The sequence below is a fragment of the Mycoplasma sp. 613B genome, assembly GCF_054343485.1.
The window spans coordinates 19,477-44,593 of record NZ_JBTGVH010000001.1 but is presented as its reverse complement, the minus strand read 5'-3'; the positions used below and the strand labels follow the sequence as shown (position 1 = coordinate 44,593).

The following is a 25,117-nucleotide window of genomic DNA, read 5'->3' as shown; positions in this document are numbered from 1 at the left end:
CCCAGTTGAAAGTTTATATTATCGATTTTACTTTATTTTAAGGCATTTTAGTCTTTTTCTCTTTATACTTTACTTGTTAAATTAGTAAATATTAAAATAATAAAAAAGATATAAATTTGTAAAATTTAACCTATTAATAAAGATGATATTAAACAACTTTGCAAACCTTGAATTTAAAAACACCACATACTTTTGTGGTGTTTTTGAAATTATAATAAATCTGCAGGTTTTTCAGAAAAATGTTTTGCTCCATATCGTTCTGGGAATAAGTATGAAAGTAAACGAATTTTTTCATAAAATGAATAAGGATTTTGAGGATTGTGTCCGTTACCAATGTAACCAATTCTTTGTCCATCCAGTAACATAATTGAAGCAGTTCCTTGTTCTGCAGTTTGTCCATCTTGATCTTGTGTTACAAGTCCAGCTAAATTACCTTGACTATCAAAAACATTAGAACCTGATGAACCAGCTGCAAAATCAACACTATTTCAACCATATACAATGGTTTCATTTTTATGATTTAAAGAACCAAGACTATTAATATTTCCTTGGAATCTGAAGTTTCCTAATAAATATTCACGGAAACGAGTTTGTCCGTTTTTGCCTACTGGAGAATCAGGGTTTTTAGAATTTTGTCCTGGCATAGAACCAACAAGTCAATTTAAATTGTTGTAAGCATTTTGATGTAATAATTCATTAGAAATTTTAATTTCTTTAGCAGTTTTTCAGTTTAAAAAGAATTTAATAATTCGTTTTTGATCATCACTGAGTTTTTTACCTTCAAAGGTAAAATCAGTGCTATCTATATTTTTGTTTGCAAAATTATTTTCAAATCAAGAGATGTCTATAATTGCAACAGTGATATCTGAATATTTTTCACCTCTGCTAAGTGGATTTCCATAGTTATCGCGAAAATCTTGAAAGTAAGGATCTTTATAGGAATCTTCATCAGATTTACCATTTGCAAAAAAGTGTGAAACCATTTCAATACTTAAATTATTAATCATATTGTGCCCTAAACCATGATTTTCTAAAATGGGTTCTTTATTAGGTGTATTAGCAGTAGGTCTATTTAAGAAAATAGGAGATAGGATATTACTTCTTGTTCTTTTTTCAATGTTTAATCCATCTAGTGATTGACCTGCTCTTACTCATGAAGGACTAGAACCATCATCTAGCAAATCGATATTATGGGAGTTAGAGACAATGTAGTAACGATGATCGTTTGGATCATCTGGTTTTACTTTGTTGAATAAACCTCATGTTCCTCTTCCATGGTAATCAAAAGCGAAAGTTCTTTTTCTTACATCGTTTAATACATCAAATTTATCTTCTAAATAAAGGCGTTTAACAATTCCTTCTTCAGTTTTTAATTTTGATGTTTGTTGAAATTTATCATAGGAAGAATTGTTTCTTTTTCCTTCTTCAGCTTGCTGACGTGATTGGATAGTTTCAGTGAGTGAAATTGACATCGAATCTTTTAGTGCTTTTGCTAGATATGAAGGATTTTTAGTTGGATTAACTTTATTATCAACATAGTTCATAGTTAGAAAGACATTTCCAACAAAAGCTGTTGATTTATTTGCTAAAATATGCTCAGATAAAATATCTGTGAAATAAATATCAGAATTTTTTGGAATTACTTCTAATTTTAACTTTTTATTATTTTGATCATAAGTAATTTTAAAGGAATATCTATCTTTCATTATTGCAACTAAAGTTTGATTAAATAAAGCATCTTCATTTCTTGCGGTAATTGTAAAACTTGCATCTTCAATTGTGTGTCTTTCTAAAAGTTCTTTAAAAGAAACTGAAACATTTACAAATGATAACAATCCACGGGGAACTGGAACTGAAGAATTTCGATTAGTTTTAGTTGTAATAATTTTAGTATTTTCTAATTCAAATCTAAAAGTAAAATATGTTTCATTTTTAAAATCTTCTCAGTTTTTATATTCATCTAAATCTTTTTCAATTCAAATTGAATGGTGTTTTTCACCAAATTTGAAAATAGTATTAGCAAGAATTTCACGTGGTGTAAAAAAGTAATAATCAAGTTGATTACCTGAGTCATCAACTAAAATAAAGTTCTTTTTAGCTAAAGTACTATCATCTTCAAGTGTACGATATTTTCACATTCTTTCGTATTCAACTAAAGCAAAATGGTTTTGTAATGAATAAGGAATTTTGCTTTTTGTTTCTTTATTTAATCAATATCCAATTAAATCATCAACAGTTAAGTTTTTATTTTGAGTTATTAAATCATTGTCATTATAAGAAGTAGTGGTGTTAACTTCGAAATTATTAGTTAATAAATATGGACTGCTTCCTTTTGATGAATAATTAAAATGATATCTAAAGGATTTTTCCGTATTATTGGAAATTTCAAATTTATCATAATACATATCCATTCTTTGTTTTTCGGTTGCATAGATTTTAGAAATGGTGTATTTTGTATTTTCAAAATATCCAGAAATTTGGAATTTTCATAGTTTTTCAAAAGGAACAATTAATTTTAAAGTTGTAGGTAAAACAAATTGATATGCATCGGCATTGCCTTCTTTTATTTCAGGTTTTAGTTCAAAAACTATTCATTTATTTTTGAACAGTTTTAAGTCTTGTGCATCAAAATTAAATTTCACTGATCCATATAATTTCTTATTATTTTGATCAATATAAGTTGTAAAACTAGATAAATTAAAGGTTTTAGTTGATATCGGTGTACTAAATTTATATTTATCTAAAAATGAAAATCCTGTTTGTTGTTCACCTAATTGTGCTGCTGTAATAATGTAATTAGAGATATTTTTAGGTAGAACTGATACATCAAACGAAGCACTGTTATTGGTTTTATCAACTGTTGCATTAATAAGCTTAGAATAAGGATCAAATGGATTTAAATTTTTAACTAAAAACTTAATTGAACTTATGCTATCTTGGATAGACTCAGAATATCTAACAACAACTTTGTTGTTTTCTACCTTTGATGATAAAACATTTAAAATAGGGTTTTGGTAATTATTAGTAAGTTGACCAGAAGAACTGTTAAATCCAGGAAAGTATTTTACATCATAATATTTAGAATCACTTCCAGAGTTTTTTTGTAAGGATAATCCTACATAATTATCAAAAATGAATGCTTCATTTGGTGCTAAATATGTGTTGTATTTACGAACATTGCTTGAACCATCTATTGCTGAACGATTTAATTCTTTATAACCAAATGTATTATTTTGTTTATATTTAATAAAGTATTGTGGAAATTCTACACTAGAATCTGCGTCTGATTTTTTAGTAGCAAAAAATTCAAGAGAAACACCATTATTAGGTCATCTTTTAGCCTCAAAATTAGTTTCACTGCTAAACTCAAAATCACTTGATTCTGTTGTATAATTTTTATTTTCATAGACAGTATTTAATCCACTAAAATGTTCTATTGGATTAGAATAATTGCTTAATCCTGTTATTTTTACAAAATCATTTGTAGCTAAACCACTAATTGAAAAAGTTACTAAATTATTATTTACAGTGCCACTTATACTTGATTCAGTTGCTGCATCAAGTTGTTCTTTAGAAGCTTTTTTATATTTTAAAGTAAGTTGTGTATTGTTAGCTAAATTAACAGTTTTAATTTCTAACTGAATGCTATTATTAGCGATTGTAGATTTAACAATATCAGTTGTTTTTTGTGGAATTAAAACATCATTTGAAACTTGATTATAGTCGCTGCTATCAATAAAGGAAAAATAGTCACTTAGTGAACTATCTGCTTTAATTGTAGCATCAGTTGTATCTGTATATGTATTTGCATTTAATAATTCTTTGCTATATGAACCAAAAACATGTGATTCATTAAAAACTCTTTTAAAGTTTTCACTAACAAATGTTTCATCACTAACATTTGTTGTTGTAAAATTTGGATTAGTGTCTGGTAAGTTCAAAGCAACATTATTTAATTTTAATGATGAAAGTTTATAAGTAGTATTAGAAGTTAAGTTGCTAAAATTTAAATATAAATTATTTCCTTCACTATAGTTTGTAACTTGTAAACTAGCAGAATCAGATAACATTGCATCAAAAGTGTGTATATTTGGATTATGTAATTTACTATCGGATGTAAATGAAATTCTTAGTGATGCTGATGTAGTTGCAACATTTGTTACGTCGATAGAATTTATGGTAAATTGGTCTGTTTCTGGTCTTGGTTTTTCTGTATTTGGTTTGCTTGGTTCAGGATTATTATTTGTTGGTGGATTTTGATCAATTGGTTTAGTATCTTCTGGTGGTGTTTCTGGTTTTGGTTCAGGTTGAGGTTGATTAGTAGGGGTATTAAAATTAATTGATAAATTACTATGATATTGATTTTTAGCAATTTCTAAATATGAAATTACCAATTTATTATCTTTTGGTTTTGTAATACTTGAAATGTCAAAAGTCAATAGATTTGTGCTTTCATCGTATGATTTTGAGGTAATAAGTGTATCAATATTTTTTAATTTTATTTTTGCTTCGTTTTTAAACATTGATGAATTTGCGTTTGCTAGTTTTACATATAATTTGCTATTATCTTCAGAAAGTGATAGTTGAGCAATTTGTAGTTCTTGCTTAATGGATTCTGTATGAAAAAATAATTTATTTTGATCGCTGTTAGATAATTTTAAAATAGTATTACCTATTTTTAGTTGTGATAAATTATAATCAGTATTAGGGGTAAGGTTGTTATAACTAATAGTAATTACATCGTTTTTTCTTGTAATTACAGCATTTGCAGCAGGATTTAGAGTTGCAGATAACTTAGTTATATCTAAATTTTTATTAGTTAATTTTAAATTAATTTGAGCAGTAGTGGAATCTGAATAAACAGACAAGATGCTTGCATCAGTTTTAGGATTTTGTTCGTTTTTTGGTGTTTTAAATTTTAATTTTAATTTATCAGATTGTGAGAATCTTAATTCACTGTTTTTAGCAAAAATTTTGTCAATTTGATATTCAGTATTAGCTTTTAGATTATGAAAACTAATTGTTAATATATCAGAAGAAATACTAATTTTAGGTATATCGTATTGTGATGGTTTGCTTAAATATACGGAAATATCTGTATTTTTGTAAGTTTTAAGCAGTTGTATTTTAACAAATGCAGAGTTATTGTATATATTAACTGATTTCACTTTTGCATCAAAGTTTTCTTCCTTTTTTACTTCTGTATTTCCACATGAAATTGTTATTGCAGACAAAGTTGTAGTAACAAGAGCACTGGAAATAAGTAATTTTTTCATTTTTTTCATCATTACCCCTTATTTTTTAATTGGATTTTCAAATTGATTGAAAATATCAATCATTTTATATTTTTTAGGATACAAACGATTTAGTCGTTGTATCTTGTAAGCAAATGAACTATTATTATAATCATTTAATTCACCAAAGAAATTAATTCTTTGTGAAGATAGTAAATATGAAGATGCCTCTCCGTTTTCTTCATTAGCATGAATTCCTAAGAAATTTCCTTCATGATCGTATAAACCTGTTCCAGAAGAACCGCCTGCTAATTGAAATCTTGAATTAGGCATAATAGTTTCACCATTTGAATAGATAAATTTTTTCATAAAACCGAGTTTTTCTGTTTTTGCTTCAGGAACTAAGTTTCCTGGATAAAATAATATGTCACTAATAAAGTTTTGACGAACTTGAATATTCTTTTTAGTGTGTTCTCTAGTAGAACCAGGGAAAGAAGACATATACATTGTGTAATACATGTTTGGATGTAAGTAACGACCCATTTTAGATACTTTATTATGTCTTAGATTTTTTCATTTTGCCGCGTGTTCAGCAACTTTAAATCTTGGATCAGTTTCTTTATTTGGATCATTTTTATGAGCGTTGTAATATGTAAGAAGTTCACTTATATCAATTATATGAATTTTAAAGTCTGTTCTGTTTTTTGCACTAATATTTGATAAACTTCCATCTACACTTTTATTATCATTGTTTTCTGATGTTCAAAAAACAGAATTATTTGTATTTCAGTAGTCTCCTAAAAATAAACCTACATCTTCCTTAGAAGTGTGTGGTTTTGGTGCTGAGATAAATCCAGTTGATTTTACAGGAACGTGAATATTTGTTCCAAAATAGTATCTATTATCATTTTCATTATCAGGATCAACTTTTGCTATTATTCAAGCAGTTCCATAAAAAGTTCCAAATGATCTAGCGATAATATCATCTTGAATTTCATTTCTTGGGGAAGAATTTGTATATCAGGTTGTAACTTCAACATTTACAGGATTATCAGCATCATTGTATCCAACACTTTTAAACTTAGTGTCTTTATCAAACTCAAATCCATCTATTTTTAATTGATTTTTTGCTTTAGTGTGCTCATTTTTATATGAAAAAGCTTCACCATTTTTTAAATACATAATAGATAGATAATTTCAAGTTTTATCAACAAAAGTCGAATAACTTGAAGAAAGATTGTGAATATACATATCTTTATTAATGTGCCCTTCTCGAGCAATTAATGAGATTTTCAATTTATCTCCATTTATTGAAACTTGGGCTTTAAGATGTTTATTCATTAAATCTTCAAGTTGTTGGTCATTTAATGTTAAATGATAGTTACTATTTGAATCGATTTTTCTTCCTATTTCTTTTAATAAATCTTCAGTTTTACCTATAAGTTTGATTTTTATGTCTGAAAGAGTTTTGTTGTTGGTTGAATTAAGTTTGTTTCAACTAAAAGAAACTGCTCAATCAAAACTACCAAAAGAAAATTGTCTAAAGTTAACTTGTTTTGGACTTGCTACAAAGCTAAAGTTAAGAATTGCTTCTTTGCTAGTGTCTAAATTTTTAAAGTTTCTAAGATCTTTTTCTACATAAAATTGAGTTCTATCGGAGTTTTCGTGCATTTCTTTATCAAGAGCATGTTCTTTGATTGCTCCATAGTTATATTCTTGATTATTATCAAATAATACAACAGGTAAAGGATTGTTATATTGTGAATATGAACCAGCTAGATATGAATTAACATCTCCACTATAATGTGTTAAAAATAAGGTATTTTTTAAATAAGCATTGTTTAAAGTTGTATAGTTATGTCAATTAAATGGTATTGATTCTGGAACATCTCCATTAATGTTGTTAGTTAACTGTGATTCTTGGTATTGATAACTATTGATTGTATTTAAATTATTTGCTATAAAATTAACTCCAAGTGCATCATTGTATGTATTTTGTGAAACATCTAAAGTTGGTTTTAATTCAGTTATTCCACTTTGTTGAATTAGACTTAATTTGCGATGTTTTAGTTTTCCTTCTTGTCCTTTGTCATCATAGTCTATAACTGAAGATAAATCATATTTATTAACAATTTGTACTTGATTTAGCTTTCAAGTAATTCCTTCAGTTAAACCAGTAAAATAGAATTTTTTAAGTTCATCAAAATTTAAAAATATTGATTTGGTATTTTCTTGACGAAATTGTCTTTCAAATCAATCTCCACCATCACCTGTATATCCATAACTTCTTTTGTCACTTTCACTATCGGTTGGAATATTTTTTTGTACTGAATCTACAAAAGTGAGTTTTAAATATTTAGTTCTAAATTGTTCCATTTCTGAATCAGTTGCATTGATGTTAATTGCCCCTACAAATGCATTATTTGTAGCATCTGCAACAGCAAACTGTATTTTGGAAATGGTAGGATTAAATGTTTGATTAGATTGTCATGAAAGTTCTTCAGGAACATTAAATGAATAATTATTATTTAGAGCCACCACATCACTAAGAATATATTTACTATATCCTTGATTAAATTTAATAATATTTTCAGATTCGATATGTCCATTTTTATAAGTTCCTACAACTGTTATGTCACCATCATAGGCATTTACATCAGGTTTTATTGTAATGAGGTATTTATTATTTGCTGAATTAGGTAAATAATTTACATTGACATTAACTTTGTTGTCACTAAGGTTAAAAGAATTAATGGAGTATGTAGCACTTGTTCCGGTTTTGCTCATATTTACAATATTTTTACTAAATTCTACGGAATTTATGCCATAAGTTATATTAGAAATGCTATTATTTGAATTAGCATTATTTACATTAACTAAAATATTTTGGGAAGTTCCATTATATTTGGTTGTATAAGTATGTCCGTTAAATGTAAAGGTAAAATCGTTATTTTTTAAAGTAGGTAAATGATCAAAAGAAAATCATAAAGTTTTATTATCAATTAAAGAAATGTCTTTAATATGTAAATTATCTTTTGCATTAAATTTGCTTACTTGCTCATCGTATTTTGTAAACGGATCTAAAAGAGAGTAGTCTATTTTATTAAATTCTACATCGTTATTATTTGTTATAAAAGACTTATTATTTAAAGAAATATTTTGAGTTCCTATTTGTAGATTAGTAAGATAATATGTTGTATTTGCTTTAAGATTATATAAATCAAAAGTTAAATTTGTATTATTTGATTTTGGACTACTAAAATCTAAACGTTGCCCACTTGTGTCTTGAATGGATAAAGTTGCAGTATCTGATGAATCTAATGAAGTATCTAAAGAAATGGTAATTTGTGCTTTATTAGTTTGAATATTAGAAATTGTGGTATTTTGTAAATGATAGGTTTTTTTCTCTTTTTTTGGTGGTGTTTCAGGTTCTATTTCTTTTTGTTCCATTGCTGTTGTAATGCTTAAGTTATCACTTGGTAAAGATAAAGTCTTTCCATTTAACAACACAGAAGTTAAAGTATAAGTTGTATTTGCTAGAAGAGAATTAAAAGTTGTAAAAATTGTAGGTGATTCAGTTATTAAAAGATTTTGAGTATGATTTTGTCCATCTGAAATAGTAACTAAAAGATTATTTTTGTTTGAATCAGAAAGTGAGTAGTTAGAAAAGTTTAAAGTTAAAGTAACATTATTTGTATTGACATCTTTTCAAGAAATACTTGATATTGTAAAATTATCTTTTTTCTCTTGAACAGGTTCATTATCTTTATCTTTTGGTTTTGTAGGGGAAGTTGGATTTTCTGGAAGTTTTGGATTTTTATCCGGATTAGGTTTTGTAGGTGGTTTAGTTATACCGGGGTTAGGATTTTCTTGCTTTTCTTGTTTTTTAGTTTTAAACAAGAATTGACTTTCTTGTTGTTTAGTTTTTAGTGATTTTCCATTATATTTAATGTCAAAAGTATATATTTTATTTGATGATAAATTATTTATGAAAAATGTTATAGATTTTTTATCGCTTGATAAGTTTCCATTAACATTTTGATTATCATAAGTTAAAGAAAAATTACCATTTTGAAAAACGGGTTTTTCTAAAAAAACTTTAATATTAGCTGAATTTTCTGTAGTTTTATTATCTATTTTTTTAATTTCTATTTCTTTATCATTATTATCAAATTTTTCTACTTCTACTTTTTCATTACAAGCAACTGCTAAAATAGGAGATATACCTAAAAAAGTAGGAATTATATATTTTTTAAATTTCTTTTTTTGCATAATTAATCCTTATATTTTAATTATATAAAAATACTTATAAATTGTCTTACAAATAGGGATTTCAAAAGAAATTATGCGTAAATTTTGATTAAAATATCTTTTTTTAATATTTTTTAAAATATAGAATTTTTTATAAAAGAAATAATAATATTTAAAATTTGTTATTGTTTTAGAATAACAAAGAGTATATATATATATATATCATAATTAAAATAAATCTTCTTTTTTAATAATTTTATATTGACCTAACTCCAAATCATCAGGAAGATTTAAATTGTTAAATTTAACTCTTTTTAAATATGCAACTTTATAATCAAAAGAAAGAAACATTCTTTTTACTTGATGAAATTTCCCCTCACTAATGCTTAAAAAACATTTATTTTTTTCTATTAATTCTAAAAAGGAAGGTTTAACTTTTTCGGTTTGGGAAATGTAAAAACCTTGTGCAAATTTTTCTTTTAAAAAATCAAAATTGATTTCTTTATCTAACTCTACATAATATTTTTTAATTATGTGTTTTTTAGGTGCTAAAAGATTATGAGTGCTTTCGCCGTCATTTGTAATTATCAGTAGTCCTTCTGTATCTAAATCTAATCTTCCGATTGTATGTAGATTTTTTATATTAGTAATAGATTCAGGAAGTAAATTGAAAACTGTTTTATGTAAATTATCTTTATTTGCACAAACATATCCGGCAGGTTTATTTAATAAAATATAAATAAATTTTTCTCTTAAATAAAGATAATTCCCATTAATTGTGATTTGTAAATCGCTTTCTTGAAATAATTGACCTACTTTAATTTTAGAATTATTTACAAGAATTTGACCTTTTAAAATTAACTTTTTAATTTCTGTTCTAGAGAGATTGCAATTATCCGAAATTATTTTTTCTATTCTTTTCATTGTAACCTTATAAATTGTTTAAATCTATTATTTTTTCAAATTTATCATAATGCTTAAGATCTAAATTGTGATTAACTAAAATAAGGGTTATTTCTTTATCTTCAATTAATCTATCTAAAATTATTTCAATATTTTTTTTATCTAAATTTGAAAAAACTTCATCAAAAACTAGGAATTTTCTATTTAAATAAAATACTCTAGCAAGTGATAATCTTTGTTTTTGTCCTTCAGATAAAGCAATGGTAGACTCTTTGTGTTCAATTTTTTGCTGAACTTCATTTCATAAATTAGCTTTTTTAAGTGCTTCTATTACTTTTTCATCATTGTTTTGTTCTCATAAAGAAACATTTTTGTAAATCTCTTCATCAAAAATGATATTTTCACTATTTAAATAAGTTATTTTATTTTTATAGGAACTATCTGAAATAGTTTTTAAATCTGCTTTGTTAACTAAGATTTGCCCTTCATAATCTTGCTCAATACCAAGAATTAGTTTTAATAATGTAGATTTTCCTGTTCCTGAAGCGCCTTTGATGAAGTATTTTTTTCCTTGTTCAAAACTAAAATTAAAGTTATTGAAAATTAAATTTTTTCCATTTTTGTAACTAAAATTAATATTTTTTAGTTCAATTTTCTCTATTTCTTTTTCTAAAGTATTTCCTAAATCTTTTTCAATATTAAATTCAATTTTTTCTATTATTTTTTTAGATGTTTTTATTTTTTTGATTCCTGAAATATATGAAGGAACAGTGGTAATTAGTTTAGGAAATAGAAAATTAATAAAAGTAAGAGTAAAAATAGTAATATGTGGAACTTTTAAAAATAATAAAATAGCCATAGTGATTATTGAAACAAATTGTAGTATTCTTAAAATTCTTTCAGGAATCATTTCATTTAAAGCTTGAGCGTTGTTAACTTTTAAAGATGCTTTATAAAGTTGTCAATTTTTTTCTCTTGAGTTTTGATAAATTAAATGAGTTTTGTTGTTATAAAATAGAATTTTAAATCCATTTAAATAATTATCAATAACTTGTAAAAATTCAGTTCTTGCATTGGAATAATCTTTTTGTTTTTTTGTTTGTTTTTTATTGAAAAATAAAGAAAGCAGAACTGAAAAAAACACAATAATTAAAATAATGGGAATTAAATAAAAACTAATCAATCCTGCTGAAATTAAACTAGCTATTAGTCCAATTGTGGAACCGATTGTTCTAACCATTGTTAAAATAACTTGATCAAAAACAAGATTGCTATCATTGAAAATAATACTAAAAATTTTAGCACTATCAAATTCATAGTTGTTTTTAGCAGTTGAATTTATAAATTTATTAAACACGTTTTCTATTAATTTATTAATTAATTTCATTCTAAAATAAACTTCAAGTCGCACTCTTCATCAAATGGAAAATTTAGTAAAAAAATCAGTTGCTAAAATAAATATAATAACAATTAAAAAACTTTTAAAAAAAGCATATTTATCATTTGTAGGAACAATTGCATCATAAATTAAAGAAGAAGCATAAGACATTAAAATTCCAAAAAGAAGTGTTGAAACAACATTAATAATTTCAGCAATAATATACAAAATTGTATATTTTTTAGATGCTCTTAGCGATCATTTCATCTTTAATTTTCTCCACATCTATAATATAATCATACATTTCATAATTTTCAGCATGGTGACTGATATTTAAAATTGTTAATTCTTTATTTTGAAATAAGAAATTTTCAATTAATTCAATATTTTCTTTATCTATGTTAGCAAGTGCTTCATCTAAAATTAAAAGATTTTTGTTTCTTAAAAAAGTTCTTGCAAAATTAATCCTTTGCTTTTGTCCTGTGGATAAACTATTATTTAAATTGATTTCATAATCTAAAGAAATTTCTGTTAAGTTAACTTTTTCCAACGCCTCTTGTGCTTCGTTATTCATACCTTGTTCTCAAAGTGTTAAATTATTATAAACAGTATCAAAGAAAACAAATTCTTTTGAGTCTAAATAAGTAAAGAAGTTATTAACTTCAGATTGAGAAATTTCTTTTAAATCATAACCATTTAAAAGGATTTTTCCTTTATATTCGTTAATTTGTTTAGTAATTATATTTAAAAAAGTAGACTTTCCTGAACCAGATGGTCCTTTGATTAAATACTTTTTTCCTTTTTCGATTTTTAAGTTAAAATCTTTAAAAATTACATTTTTTTCATTATATGAATAACTTAAATTTTCTATTATTAATTCTTCAAATTTAGGATTATCTCCTTTGAAAAATAATTTTTCATTTTTTGGTGTACTTTTGAATTCTTCTAATTTTTCTTTTAAACTTTTATAATGGACAAAGAATCACGAAGAGATTCTAAATGATAAACTAATTTTAAAGCTAAGTGCAGGAATTATTATAATGTTTGCAACCATTTCGTTTTCAAAAAGGATAAAATAAGCTGTTACTATTAATAAAGCAATATCAGTTATTGTTATTACATATCAAGTTACAACATCAACCAAAAATAATATAGAAAATATTTTCAATAATTTCATTCTAAATTTTGTGTTTAAATTATTTAATTGTTCTTGAAAAATGTGTCTAACATCTAGAAAATAAAACATTTTATAAGTAGATAAAAAAGCAGATAGTTTTACATTCCCTTCTTCAAAAGTTTTCATTAATAATTTTCATTTTTTTGAATTAAATGAAGAAATAATTAAAGGAATAACTGTTGTAATAAAAGAAAAAAGAAGGATAAATATACTTAGTTTTCAACTTGAAATTAATGCTAAAATAATGGCACAAATAATACTTCCGATATTGAAAAATAAGTTAAAAAAAGCAGAATACAACCTTTCAATAATTATTGGAATTTGATCCTGAATTTGTGAAATAAATTTACCTTTTGTTTTTATTTCAAAATTCATTGGATTTTCATTAACAGTTGATCTTAAAATATCTTCTCTAAGATGAAACTGAATTTTATTAAAAATTTTATTTTTTAAAAATAATCGTACAAATGCTAGAATTGTTGCAAAAAACAATAAACACCCTTCTATTGTAATTCAAAAATAAAATTCTTTATTGTTGTTTTCTTGAATGTATTGATTAATCAATCCAGGAATGTATAAAGAAAAAGTTATTTTTGTAGCTATGAGCATTTCGATAATTGCAATAAAAAAAGTAAGCATTTTTTCTTTATTCAAATATTTAAACATTATTCAATTATACAACTTTCTGCTAGTAGTTTTAAGGATTTAATAACCATTTCTTCAATTATATTTTGTTTTTCTTTGATTTTATTTTTTAGATATTTTATATTTCCTCCTGTAAAAAATACTGGAAGATTTTCTTTATTCATTTGTTTAATCAATCCTTTTATTGCAAAATAATTTCCGTTTATTATACCTATCGATAAAGCATCAACTGTGTTGGTTCCAATCTCTTTATCAATTTTATTATTTAAATTGATTTTATTTATTTGTGAAGTTGAATTAAAAAGAGAATTTAGTCCCTTTTCTATTCCTGGAAAAATTACAACCCCTTCGATTTCTTTTTTATATATTTTTGAAATAACAGTTGCTGTCCCAAGAGACACAATTATTGCTGATTTAAATTGTTTTGCAGCATAAAAAGCATTTAATAAAATATCTGTTCCAATTTCAGAAAGATTAATTTGATTACTAATAATTAAATCAGTTAACTTAAAGACTTCGTTTTTTATTTGGTGAATTTTAATATTATTTTCTTTTAAAACATTTTCTATTATTATATTTTTTTCAGGTTTAACTGAAGAAAAATAAGCATTTATAAAGAAAAAACCTTTATTTTTGATTTCTTTCAATTTGGAATTTAAAATATTTTCATCCATTTTATCAACTGGAATTTTTTCTATTTCTAACTCTTTGTTTGTGTTTAAAAATCCAATTTTTAAAAGCGAATTTCCTAAATCTAAATAAAGCATTTATCCCTTTCTGTAAAAACTTTTGAAAAGGTTTTCAAAAGTTTGTCAATTTAATTCTTGTGGTCTTGTGTTTTCAATAATATTATTTTCTTTAAAAATATTTAAAATGTCTTGACTTGAGAATTTATTTTTTAAATTATTGTAAAGAGTTTTTCTTTTCATAGAAAAACAAAGTTTTACAAATTCTAAAAATTCATTAACATAATTTTGATCTAAATTTTCTTTAATTTTTAATGTTATAATAGCGGAATTTACTTTTGGTTTTGGAAAAAAACAAGTAGGAGGCACAATAAATTCTTTTGTAACATCTGCTATAAACTGACAACTAACTGACAATTTTCCATATTCACTTTTATTATTTATTGAAACCATTCTTTGTGCAACTTCATCTTGAACCATTATTGTTAATTTTGAAAAACTATTTATATTTTCAAATATTTTAAATAAAATTTTGCTTGTAATATAGTAAGGTAAATTTGCAACAACTTCTTTTTTTGAATCAAAAGAAATTTCTTCTTTTAAAAAATCATTATGAATTAAATTAAAATTTTTGTTTGTTATTTTGTTTTTTAAAATTTCTATCATATCGTTATCAATTTCAAAAGCAGTTAAATGTTTTGCTTTTAAAACAAGGATTTCAGTTAAAGCACCTTGTCCTGGTCCTATTTCTATGATTTCTTTATTTTCTACATTTGCTATTTCTATAATTTTATTGATAATATTTTTGTCAATTAAAAAATTTTGTCCCAATTGTTTTTTAGCTCTAATTTCTTTATTCATTATTTTATACCCCAAAGACTCTTTTAACATTATTTAAAATAATTTGTTTCATTTTTTCTTTTGAAATTCCTTTTATTAAACTTATTGTTTCGAGTGTATATTTTACATAGTGAGAATGATTAGTTTCAGAACGAAAAGGTTCTGGAGTTAAATAAGGAGCATCTGTTTCTGTAAAAATTTTTTCTAAAGGAATCATTTCTATCACTTTTCTGGATTCAATATTTTTTTTAAAAGTTATAATGCCTGAAAAAGAAAAGTAAACATTTTTAAATTTAAGAAATTTTTCAGTTCATAATCTATTACCAGAATAAGTGTGAAAAACAAAGAGAACATTTTTATATTTTTTAATAATTTCATATATATCTTCAAAAGCATCCCTAATATGTAAAATTACAGGTAAATCGTGTTTTTTTGCTATCTCAATTTGTTTAATTAAAGAATTAATTTGAATATCTTTAGGTGGATTATCTTCATAATAAAAATCCAAACCAACTTCACCTATTGCCACAATGTCTTTTGTTATTAATTTATCTAAATTTTCATAATCATCATTGATAGAAACAGTATTAGGATGTATTCCAAGAACTGGAAAAACATTTTTATGTTTTCTAAATTCCTGCATAATTTCTGTATTTTCGTTTCAATTCGTTGAAACGAAAAACATTTTAGAAATTCCATTTTTAAAATTTTCTTCAATTTCCTCTGAAGGATTTTGATAATATTCTTTAAATGGATGAGCATGTAAGTCAATTAAATTATTTTCCATAATATTAGTACTTATTTCATAAAAGAAAGCAGACTCTTTTTCTCTTTTAATTTCTTTTTTAAAAAAAGGATTAAATTTTTCAATTATTTTTTGAGAAAATAAGTTAGTTTTATTTGCTGTTATAAAACAAGTATCTAGATTATATTCATTATTTATCAATTTAAGTGCTTTTTCTAAACACAAAGTACCTATTCCTTTTTGTCTTAATTTTGGATTAACTCAATAACCGATATTACCAAAATTATTAATGATTTCATTATTTGAATAATTACTTTTTCTTATATTAAATCAGGCTGCTATTTCATCAAATTCACCATCTTCATCTATTAAAAATAAAAATTTACCTTTTAAAATTTCGCTATCTGCTTCTTTTTTAGTTAGTTCTTTCAAAAAATTTACAATTTTAGGAAAATTTTCTTCTGAAATTTCAATTTTTGAAAAATTTATTGGATTATTTTCAAAATTTGTATTTAAAAAAAGTTCTTTATGTTTGATTTTTAATTCACTAAATCTAAAATTAGCCATTTTTATTCCTTTAATTCTTTTTTTTCTTTCTTTTAAGTTTATAATTTAAATAATAATTCAATTTTACAACAAAGGAGAAAAAATGCTAATAAACGAACGAAATGTTCTATTTGGAATGGAAAATTCCTTAAATCTAGCTAAAAAAATTTCACAAAAGGTAAATTTACCATTAACACCAATTAAAAAAGAGGTTTTTGCTGATGGAGAAGTTATGCTTAATTCAGCTGAAACTGTAAGAAATTCAAATGTTTTCATAGTTGCAAGTACCCATACACCAGTAAATGACAATATTATGGAACTTTTAATTTTTATTGATTCATTAAAAAGAGCAAGTGCAAAAGAAATAACTGTAATTTTATCATATTATGGTTATGCAAGACAAGATAGAAAAGCAAAAGGAAGACAACCAATTGCTGCAAAATTAGTTGCAAATTTATTAGAAACTGCTGGTGCTACAAAAATAATCACTGTCGACTTACATAATCCATCAATTCAAGGTTTTTTCAATATACCTTTAGATGATTTAAGAGGGCAATATGTTCTTGCAAAAAGAATTAAACAGAAAAAACACTCTTTTACAGTTGTTTCACCAGATCATGGTGGAGCTGTTAGAGCAAGAATTTTATCTGAATTGCTATCAAATTCAGTTAAAATCGCTATTATCGATAAAAGAAGAGTAGGAACAAATCAAACAGAAGTTCTTGGTATAATTGGAACTGTCGATGAAGAGCATGCAATTATAGTTGATGATATTATTGATACAGGTGGAACCATTTTAAAAGCAGCTCAAACAGTAAAAGAACACGGAGCAAAAAGTGTTACAATAGTAGCTACTCATGGAATTTTTTCCCGTGGATTTGAAATGTTTGAAGAAAGTCCGTTTGTAGATAAAGTTATAATAACTGATTCTATTGAAAAACCAAAATTAAGTAAATTTTCAAAAATAGAAATAGTTTCACTTTGTGATTTTATATCAGAAGTTATTATAGCAACAATTAATAAATCATCTGTTTCAGATATTTATAAAGGTTTCAAAAATGAACTTCTATAAAGAAAAAACCCGTATTTTTGTAAATAATGAAGACAATTTTAAAATATTAGAACAATATGTAAATTTAATAGAAGAGAAAAACAAGGTTATGAATTTAACAGGATTTAGCGGAGATGTTCTTTGAAAAGAAGGAATTTATGAATCGCTTCTTTTTATGGAAGAAAGTTTTGCCAATAAAATAACTGCAGAACAAAATCATTTTCTTGATGTTGGTGCAGGTGCAGGATTTCCTTCAGTTCCATTTTTAATAACTAAACCTAATATTAAATTAACTATTTATGAACCTTTAAAAAAGAGAGTAAATTTTTTGAATATAGTAAAAGAAGAATTAAATTTAAATATGGAAATTTTTCCATTAAGAGCAGAAGAATCTAAAGAAAAAGAAGTTTTTGATTTTGTTTGTGCAAGAGCAGTTATGGACTTTAAAAAAATATTTGAAATAACTCATCATTTAGGTAAAAAAGGTTCATTTTTTAGTTTTTTAAAAGGTCCTAAAGCACAAGAAGAAGTTCAAAGTTCTGTGAATTTAACTCAAAAATTTAATGAAGAAATTAATGTAAATGAATTAAAAATTTTTGAAGACAAACAAAATTTTACTATTAATTTTTACAAACTACACTCTACTCCAATTGGTTTTCCAAGAAAGTGAGATAAAATTTTAAAAGAAAAATAAAAGAACAATTTGTTATTTTGTTCTTTTTCATTCTCTTTGTCTTTCTTCTAAAGTTTTTGATACAACTTTAATTTTGTCTATAAATTCTTTGTCATCAAAAGGTTTTATTTCTTGAGCATTTACTCATAAAATAATTAAATAAAGAACTAAAATTCTGTGTTGTAAAACAAATTCGTAGTCATAAGAATCATAGGCATTTAAAAAAATAGTTTCCTGTTCATCACTTAATCTTGATGATTCAATAAAATAAGCTAAATCAAAATGTTTATCACCTTTTGAAGCATATTCTCAATCTATGATTCAAATTTTATTATTTGGGTCAATTATAATATTATTTGCTCACAAATCATTATGAAGAGGAGTATCTTTTTTCATATTTCTCAAAATTAAATTAATCTTTTTATAATATTCGTTAATTATTGGAATATTAATGTTTTTATTTTTTAATATTTCTCTATATTTTTTAATTCTTGCCGCATGATTTGAATTAGGCATTTCTACTTTGGAAGTATGTATTTTTTTGATTAAATTAGCAATGTTTATTAAATTTTCATTTGTAATTTCTATATTTTTTCCATCAATTCACTCATATTTTAATAAAGAATCTGAATTTTCTAAAAGTTTAGGAACAAAATCAAAAACACTTAAGTTTTCATAATTTATTTTGTGATTAAATTCGTTATATTTTTTTTCTTGAAGAAAAGTGTCATTTTCTTTATATGAAATATTTGTATACCCATTATTTATCTTTATTTTCATTTTTTAATTATATAATTTTTATATGAAATTAAAAGAGTTTCCATTAGAAATTAATAAAAAATTAAAAAAAATTTCTTTTTTTTATGAAGGAAATCATAATAAAACTTATATTGGATATTTTGAAAATAAAAAAGTACAAATAAGAGTTAAAAAAAACAATATTGTTAATTCAAAAAATGAAGAAAATTTCTTTTTACAAACACAAAAAAATAATTTTGTTTATTACAAAGAAGGTAACTATATAAAATTTTGAATTTCAGGAGAAAATTTAGAAAAAATTTTTTTAACAAAGAAAAAACAAAGAAAAATTCTAGAACATTTGTATTATTTTTCGTCTTTAAAAGCAAAAGATATAGAAGTTTTTAATTGGGAAACTTGAAATCATAATGATAAGAAAATTACTAAATTATTAAATGGATACAAAAATGAAAAAATGACACTTTCTCACGGAGATTTAAGGAAGAAAAATATTATAATAGACAAAAAAAACGATATTTATTTTATTGATTTTGAATGAACTAGACTAAATTATTTAATGTTTGATTTAGCTTCTTTATATTTATACGTTAATATAAGTAAAAAATTAATTATTAAATATTTTAAAATCAAAAAAAATAATTTAGACAAATGAATATATTTGGTTAAAAAGTTTAATAATGAGTGAAACGAAAAAATGTATTAAATTTTAAACTCAAATTACTCTTGCAAACAGTGGTAAAATAAAATAAAACTTAAAAGAATTTAAAAAAATATAAAAATGGTAAAATTTAATTAAAAAATAAGGAGAAAAAATGAAAAAACCAGTTATTTTAACAGTTATTGATGGATTAGGTTTAAGAGAAGAAAAACAAGGAAATGCGTTTGCATTAGCAAAAACACCTACATTTGATGAATATTTTAAAAATTATCCTCATTCTATAATTCAAGCATCTGAAGATTTTGTAGGATTGCCAAAAGGACAAATGGGTAATAGTGAAGTAGGACATTTAAATATAGGGGCTGGTTTTGTTGTTTATACAGGATTATCCCTTATAAATAAAGCTTTAGAAGATGGAGAATTTAAGAAAAATCCAAAATTTTTAAGTGCTTTTGAAAATTCAAAAAAAACAAATACAGCCTTACAAATTATGGGTCTTTTATCTCCAGGGGGAGTGCATTCATTAGAAAATCATTTATTTGAATTAGTGGAAGCAGCTCATGAAAATGGAGTTAAAAAAGTTTCTATTCACTTATTTGGAGATGGAAGAGACGTTGCTCCACAATCCATATTAACATCACTTGAAAAATTAAATGCAATACTTTCTAAATATCCAGATTATAAAATAGCTTCTATTTCCGGAAGATTTTATGCAATGGATAGAGATAAAGTTTTTGAAAGAGTTGAGAAAGCTTATGATGCAATTTTAGGGTTTTCTAATGAAAAATTTACTGATGTAACTGATTATGTAAAACAACAATATGAAAAAGGAATTTATGATGAATTTTTAGTTCCAGCAGTAAATTATGAAGTTGAAAAAAATGACTTTTTAAGAAATAAAAACTCTGTAATATTCTTTAACTTTAGACCAGATAGAGCAAGACAATTAAGTCATTTGATTTTAAGAACTAATCTTTATGATTTTATGCCAGAAAAACAAGTTCATGTACATAATTTTGTTTCAATGATGAAATACGAAGGAATTGAAACAAATATTGCATTTGAAGAAACTGAAGTAAAAGAACCAATTGGAAAAGTTATAGAACAAGCAGGTTTAAAACAATTAAGACTTGCAGAAACTCAAAAATATGCTCATGTAACATTCTTTATGGATGGTGGTAATGATGTAGAATACAAAAACAGTGAAAGAATAATGGTTCCTTCTTTAAAAGTTGAATCTTATGCTGATGCTCCACAAATGTCTGCAAAAGAAATTACTGATAAATTATTAGAAAGAGCAAAAGAATTTGACCTTGTGATTATGAATTTTGCTAACCCAGATATGGTTGGACATACAGGGAATTTAAAATCAGCAATAAAAGCAGTCGAAATTTTAGATGAGCAACTTGGAAGAATTAAAAAATGAGTTGAAGAAAACAATGCAATTCAATTTATAACAGCAGATCATGGAAATGCCGAAATTACAGAAGATGAAAATGGTAAACCAGCAACAAAACATACTTCTCAACCTGTAATGTTAATTACAACAGATAAAACTTTAAAATTAAAAGATGGAAAATTAGCAAATATCGCACCAACAGTTTTAGATTATATGGGTATACAAAAATCCAAATATATGACTGAAGAATCACTGATTATAAAAAAATAATTTAAATTAATAGGAAAAATAAAGAAAATTTCCTATTTTTTTATTTTTTTAAAATTTTTTCACAAAAAAAGAAATATTAAATAGAATGAAAAAAAGAATTGTTAGAATTATTATGTTTTTACTTATTTGTTTTTTATTACCTTTTTTCAGTTTTTCAGCAGGTGTGCAAAAATATGAAAATAAAGATAAAATTTCTATATTAAACAAAGAAAAGTTATTCAGTAACATTAATTATATTGAAACTTTTAAAAAAGACTTTGACTTAGATTCACAAAATATAGCATTTTTAATAAAGAATCAAGAAAAAGAAAAATTTAGTCAAAAAAACAAATTTTTAATTCAAGTTATAAGTGAAATTAGCCCTAAAACAAAAGTCAATATTTATTATTTTAATAATGAAGATGATTATAAAACCATTCTTAATAAGATTAATACAGAAAAAAATAAAGGAATTTTTCATTTTTATGATCAGGTTGATAAAAATGATGAAAAAAATGAAGAAGCTTTAAAATTTCTTGAAAAATTTTCAGATATTAATTATATAGGTAATTTTTTTCCTGCAATTTATAAAGAAAATAATATTTTTTTAGATAGTTTTAATTCTATTTTGGTAGGAAATATAGGAACTCGTTTAAAAGGAAATATTGTTGATTTTAATTCTTTAAAAAAAGAAAATCAGTATGAAAATAAAAAAACAAAAAATGGCAAAATTTCTGCAAGCATTGTAGCAACAACTGCTTGAATTTCAAATACTGAAGAAGGTAGTATGGAAGATGCTTATTTAGCAACAGCAATAATAATAGCTACATTTTCAAGAATGATTATTGAAGATACAAGAAAAAATTTAAAAGAAAAAACTCTTTTAGCAATTAATTCTTTGCTTTCTTCTGCTAAAAATAATTTAAATTTTAATGAAAAATATTTTAATAATTTTTGACTTAAAATAGGTAGTGGAGTTTTTGATTTTGAAAAGTCCATTAAAAACTATCAAAAGTCTAAACTTATTAAAATTGAGAACACATCAAAAGAAAATGAAATAGCATATTTACAGGAATTCTCTTTTTTAAAGGAACAAGACTTAAATTTAACTATTTTTTGATATGATCAAGAAGGAGTGCGAGATAAAGAAAAATATCAAAAATATTTAGAACTTAAAATGAGTCAAGTGGCAGCAAGCTGACAACCTAATCCTGTATTTGGTGATATAACTAGTGAATATTTAAGAAAAGAGTACAAAAAAACTTTTTATTCTAAAAATGACTTAGATTTATTTTTAGATTTTTACGATGGTGGTTGAATAGAAATAGGTAGTTCAACAAGCAAAAAAGCTAATGTTGAGAAAATTTCACTGAAAATTCCTTATTCTGGAAAATATAGAATAAGAGTTAAAAAACCAAAAGAAAAAATAAAAGAGAACAGTAAATTTGTTCTCAATTACTAAGAAAGACCATTTTTTGTGTTTTTTTCTTTATAAAATGTGTTTATTTTCTTTCTTTTTTCAAAAAATAATGTAAAATTTTTATATATTAAAAAATAAAAATAAATTTAAAAGTTTTTATTCAAAATAAAAATTTTAAAAGTAATATAGAAAACAAAATTTTAAAAAAGAGGAAATATGATTAGAAAATTTTATTGTTCTAAAGTAGAAAACCATAATACAAAAACAGTTGAATTTCAATTTAAAGCAGCTAAACAACCAGATCATTTAGTTTTTAACAGTTTAGAAGAAACTATTAATTATTTCAAATCATTAAAATTAAATGCAACAATGTGACTAAGAGAAAACGGAATTTTTGTTAGTTCAATAAAAACAAGAATTGGTGAAGAAGAAGATTCAGAAGTTGAAGTTGAAATTGTTCATTTTGAACCTAAGAAAAAAGAAGTAGAAGTTGAATGAAACGTTTCTGATGATTGTGAAGAGTGCAAAAAACTAGATGCAAGTGTAGAGACTTGAAATAAAGTTGAAGAAGTTAAAAAAGAAGAAGTGAAAGTTGTTTCTCATTCTTCTTCAAATGTTGCAGAAGGAAATTGTAATTGCGAAATGTGTGCAATTGCCTCTTCTATCGAAGATTCAAACAAAGTGGTTGAATTAAAAGATGAAACTTTAGATTGTTCAGAATGTAAAGAATGCTCTGAATTTGAAGAAGAAGATGACAATAAATGTAATTGCGAATTGGAAGAAGAAAAAACTCCAATTTTAGAAACAAAAGAAAATATTGTTGTTGAAGAAGAATGTTTAGAATGCAAATTAGAAGCAGAAGTTGGTTCTGACTGTTATGAATGTAAAGAATGTGATTTAGAGGAAAATACATCTAAAGTTGTTTCTGCTGTAGAAATATCATCTGATTTACCAAACTCTAATTCATGTGAAGTATGTGAAAATAATGTAGAAATTGAAAAAGAAGAATGCAAAGGTTGTCAACTACAAGAAAATGAACAAACTTGTTCAGAATGTGACTATAGTGCAAATGATAATAAAGAAATTATTTCATCTACAAACAAAGAAGTTGAATTGTCACATATAGATTGTGATGAATGTTTAAGATTACTTGAAATTGAAAATCAAAATTTAATAAATGGATGTAATATTTGTGATTCATTTGTTAAATCAAACGTATCACCTTCAACTCAAGTTTTAGCTGAAAATGAAGAAAAATCAAAAGATTTTGTAACTTTAGAAGAAAAAAATAAAGTAGAAATTTCTTCAGATTGTGAAGCTTGTGCAAAAGCAAATCAAGTAGAATTAGAAGAAAAATGTTCAGGATGCGAAATCTTATTCAAAAAATCAGATATTCACCATGTAACAAACTTGGAATCAAAAGAAGGATGTCAAGAATGTTATAATATAGAACAAGAAATCGCTAAATGAAATGCTGAATTAAATAAATATTCAACTATTGAAAAAGAAGAACAAACAATTATTTCTTCTCCAAAAACTTCATCTGTTGTATCTAATAAAGAAAATCCACAACTAATAATAAATGAAAATTCTGAATCTTTAGTTGTTTCAGGTAAGGTTTTAGTTTACCACACTAATGAAAAAATAAATGTAGATGAAGAATATGTTTTAGTTAAAAAATCTACAAAAGAAGCAATTGATGTTGAAGTTGTTGAAATTTCTAGTTTAGATATTAATACAGGTACTCAAAACGTACAACAAACTAAAGAAAGTATCTGAACTAGAACAAACTATGTTCTATGATTTATTTTCTGAATATTACTATTACTTTTATTAGTATCATTATTAATTTTCTTCTTGGCAGTTTAATAATAAAAATTAAAACGTATCAAATTTATTAAGATACGTTTTTTTAAAAAGAATAATAATGTTAGCATTAGTTATACTTACTTTTATACTTGTCTTTATAATATTTCTATCAATAGGAATAAAAGAAATATTAATTTTAATTAAAGATATAAAAAGTAAAAAATCAAAATTCAGAGAATTAGCTGATTCTAATAAAAATAGAGTAATAATAGAATTAAAAAACGCAGTTGATGAACTTTCAAGAACTAAAACAGGAGCAATAATAACTATAGAAAATCACGATAATATTGAAAATTTAAGAACAGATGGAATAAAAATTGATTCCAATATTTCTTCTTCACTTTTACTTTCTATATTTAATAAAAACTCTCCACTTCATGATGGAGCAGTGATAATTCGTGGAAATAAAATGATTTATGCTTCCACCTATTACAAAATAACATCTAAATCAATTAATAATAAATTTGGTTCTAGACATAGAGCGGCAATGGGAATTAGTGAACAATCAGATTCAACAACTATTGTTGTTTCAGAAGAAACAGGAGGAATTACCATTGCAAAAAATGGTAAATTTGAATACGTTTTAATAGATGATTTTAGAAAAATTTTAGAAACAAAACTTAAAAATTAAGAA

General features: G+C 24.3%; 16 protein-coding genes. 7 read left to right on the top strand and 9 right to left on the bottom strand.

Annotated features, from left to right (window positions below; all coding sequences use genetic code 4):
- Positions 1–209 precede the first annotated feature (209 nt).
- The 8 genes from ACXX87_RS00205 to ACXX87_RS00170 all read right to left on the bottom strand — a co-directional run bounded on the left by ACXX87_RS00205 (position 210) and on the right by ACXX87_RS00170 (position 16,426).
- Complete coding sequence (locus ACXX87_RS00205) at positions 210–5,285, bottom strand: hypothetical protein (RefSeq protein ID WP_458573042.1); 5,076 nt, start codon at positions 5,283–5,285, stop codon at positions 210–212.
- Positions 5,286–5,294: 9 nt separating this feature from the next.
- The gene (locus tag ACXX87_RS00200; RefSeq protein WP_458573041.1) at positions 5,295–9,506 is read right to left on the bottom strand and encodes a hypothetical protein; all 4,212 of its coding nucleotides are present in this window, start codon (positions 9,504–9,506) and stop codon (positions 5,295–5,297) included.
- Positions 9,507–9,713: 207 nt separating this feature from the next.
- The gene (locus ACXX87_RS00195) at positions 9,714–10,409 is read right to left on the bottom strand and encodes a pseudouridine synthase (protein ID WP_458559322.1); all 696 of its coding nucleotides are present in this window, start codon (positions 10,407–10,409) and stop codon (positions 9,714–9,716) included.
- A 7-nt stretch (positions 10,410–10,416) separates the two neighbouring features.
- Positions 10,417–12,033, bottom strand: coding sequence for an ATP-binding cassette domain-containing protein (locus ACXX87_RS00190; RefSeq protein WP_458573040.1), 1,617 nt, complete (start codon positions 12,031–12,033; stop codon positions 10,417–10,419).
- Positions 12,008–13,609: an ATP-binding cassette domain-containing protein gene (locus tag ACXX87_RS00185; protein WP_458573039.1), complete on the bottom strand. Its 1,602-nt coding sequence runs from the start codon at positions 13,607–13,609 to the stop codon at positions 12,008–12,010. The genes ACXX87_RS00190 and ACXX87_RS00185 overlap by 26 nt, the downstream gene beginning before the upstream one ends.
- Complete coding sequence (locus tag ACXX87_RS00180; protein WP_458573038.1) at positions 13,609–14,355, bottom strand: type III pantothenate kinase; 747 nt, start codon at positions 14,353–14,355, stop codon at positions 13,609–13,611. The genes ACXX87_RS00185 and ACXX87_RS00180 overlap by 1 nt, the downstream gene beginning before the upstream one ends.
- Positions 14,356–15,135, bottom strand: a complete 780-nt coding sequence (gene rsmA, locus ACXX87_RS00175; RefSeq protein ID WP_458573037.1) for a 16S rRNA (adenine(1518)-N(6)/adenine(1519)-N(6))-dimethyltransferase RsmA — start codon at positions 15,133–15,135, stop codon at positions 14,356–14,358.
- Between the two features lie 4 nt (positions 15,136–15,139).
- Entirely contained in the window at positions 15,140–16,426 is a 1,287-nt protein-coding gene (locus ACXX87_RS00170) for a TatD family hydrolase (RefSeq protein WP_458573036.1), read from the bottom strand.
- 82 nt (positions 16,427–16,508) lie between these two features.
- On the opposite strand from ACXX87_RS00170, the gene ACXX87_RS00165 reads away from it, so the two are divergent.
- A complete protein-coding gene (locus ACXX87_RS00165; RefSeq protein ID WP_436358517.1) occupies positions 16,509–17,477 on the top strand; it encodes a ribose-phosphate pyrophosphokinase in 969 nt (322 codons plus the stop codon).
- On the top strand, positions 17,464–18,150 hold the full coding sequence (rsmG, locus tag ACXX87_RS00160) for a 16S rRNA (guanine(527)-N(7))-methyltransferase RsmG (protein WP_458573035.1): 687 nt from the start codon (positions 17,464–17,466) through the stop codon (positions 18,148–18,150). Before ACXX87_RS00165 ends, rsmG begins: the two co-directional genes overlap by 14 nt.
- Before the next feature lie 12 nt (positions 18,151–18,162).
- Here rsmG and ACXX87_RS00155 read toward each other — a convergent pair whose 3' ends face one another.
- On the bottom strand, positions 18,163–18,909 hold the full coding sequence (locus ACXX87_RS00155) for a phosphotransferase (RefSeq protein WP_458573034.1): 747 nt from the start codon (positions 18,907–18,909) through the stop codon (positions 18,163–18,165).
- Between the two features lie 22 nt (positions 18,910–18,931).
- Between ACXX87_RS00155 and ACXX87_RS00150 the strand changes: the two genes are divergently transcribed.
- The 5 genes from ACXX87_RS00150 (at position 18,932) to ACXX87_RS00130 (ending at position 25,114) form a co-directional block, all read left to right on the top strand.
- Positions 18,932–19,591, top strand: coding sequence for a phosphotransferase (locus tag ACXX87_RS00150; protein WP_436358513.1), 660 nt, complete (start codon positions 18,932–18,934; stop codon positions 19,589–19,591).
- Between the two features lie 109 nt (positions 19,592–19,700).
- Entirely contained in the window at positions 19,701–21,215 is a 1,515-nt protein-coding gene (gene gpmI / locus ACXX87_RS00145) for a 2,3-bisphosphoglycerate-independent phosphoglycerate mutase (protein WP_436358512.1), read from the top strand.
- Positions 21,216–21,300: 85 nt separating this feature from the next.
- The gene (locus ACXX87_RS00140) at positions 21,301–22,656 is read left to right on the top strand and encodes a hypothetical protein (protein WP_458573033.1); all 1,356 of its coding nucleotides are present in this window, start codon (positions 21,301–21,303) and stop codon (positions 22,654–22,656) included.
- Between the two features lie 174 nt (positions 22,657–22,830).
- Positions 22,831–24,483 (top strand): hypothetical protein, encoded by a 1,653-nt coding sequence (locus ACXX87_RS00135; protein ID WP_458557227.1) that lies wholly within the window; start codon positions 22,831–22,833, stop codon positions 24,481–24,483.
- Positions 24,484–24,541: 58 nt separating this feature from the next.
- Positions 24,542–25,114, top strand: coding sequence for a diadenylate cyclase (locus tag ACXX87_RS00130; RefSeq protein ID WP_436358508.1), 573 nt, complete (start codon positions 24,542–24,544; stop codon positions 25,112–25,114).
- Positions 25,115–25,117 lie beyond the last annotated feature (3 nt).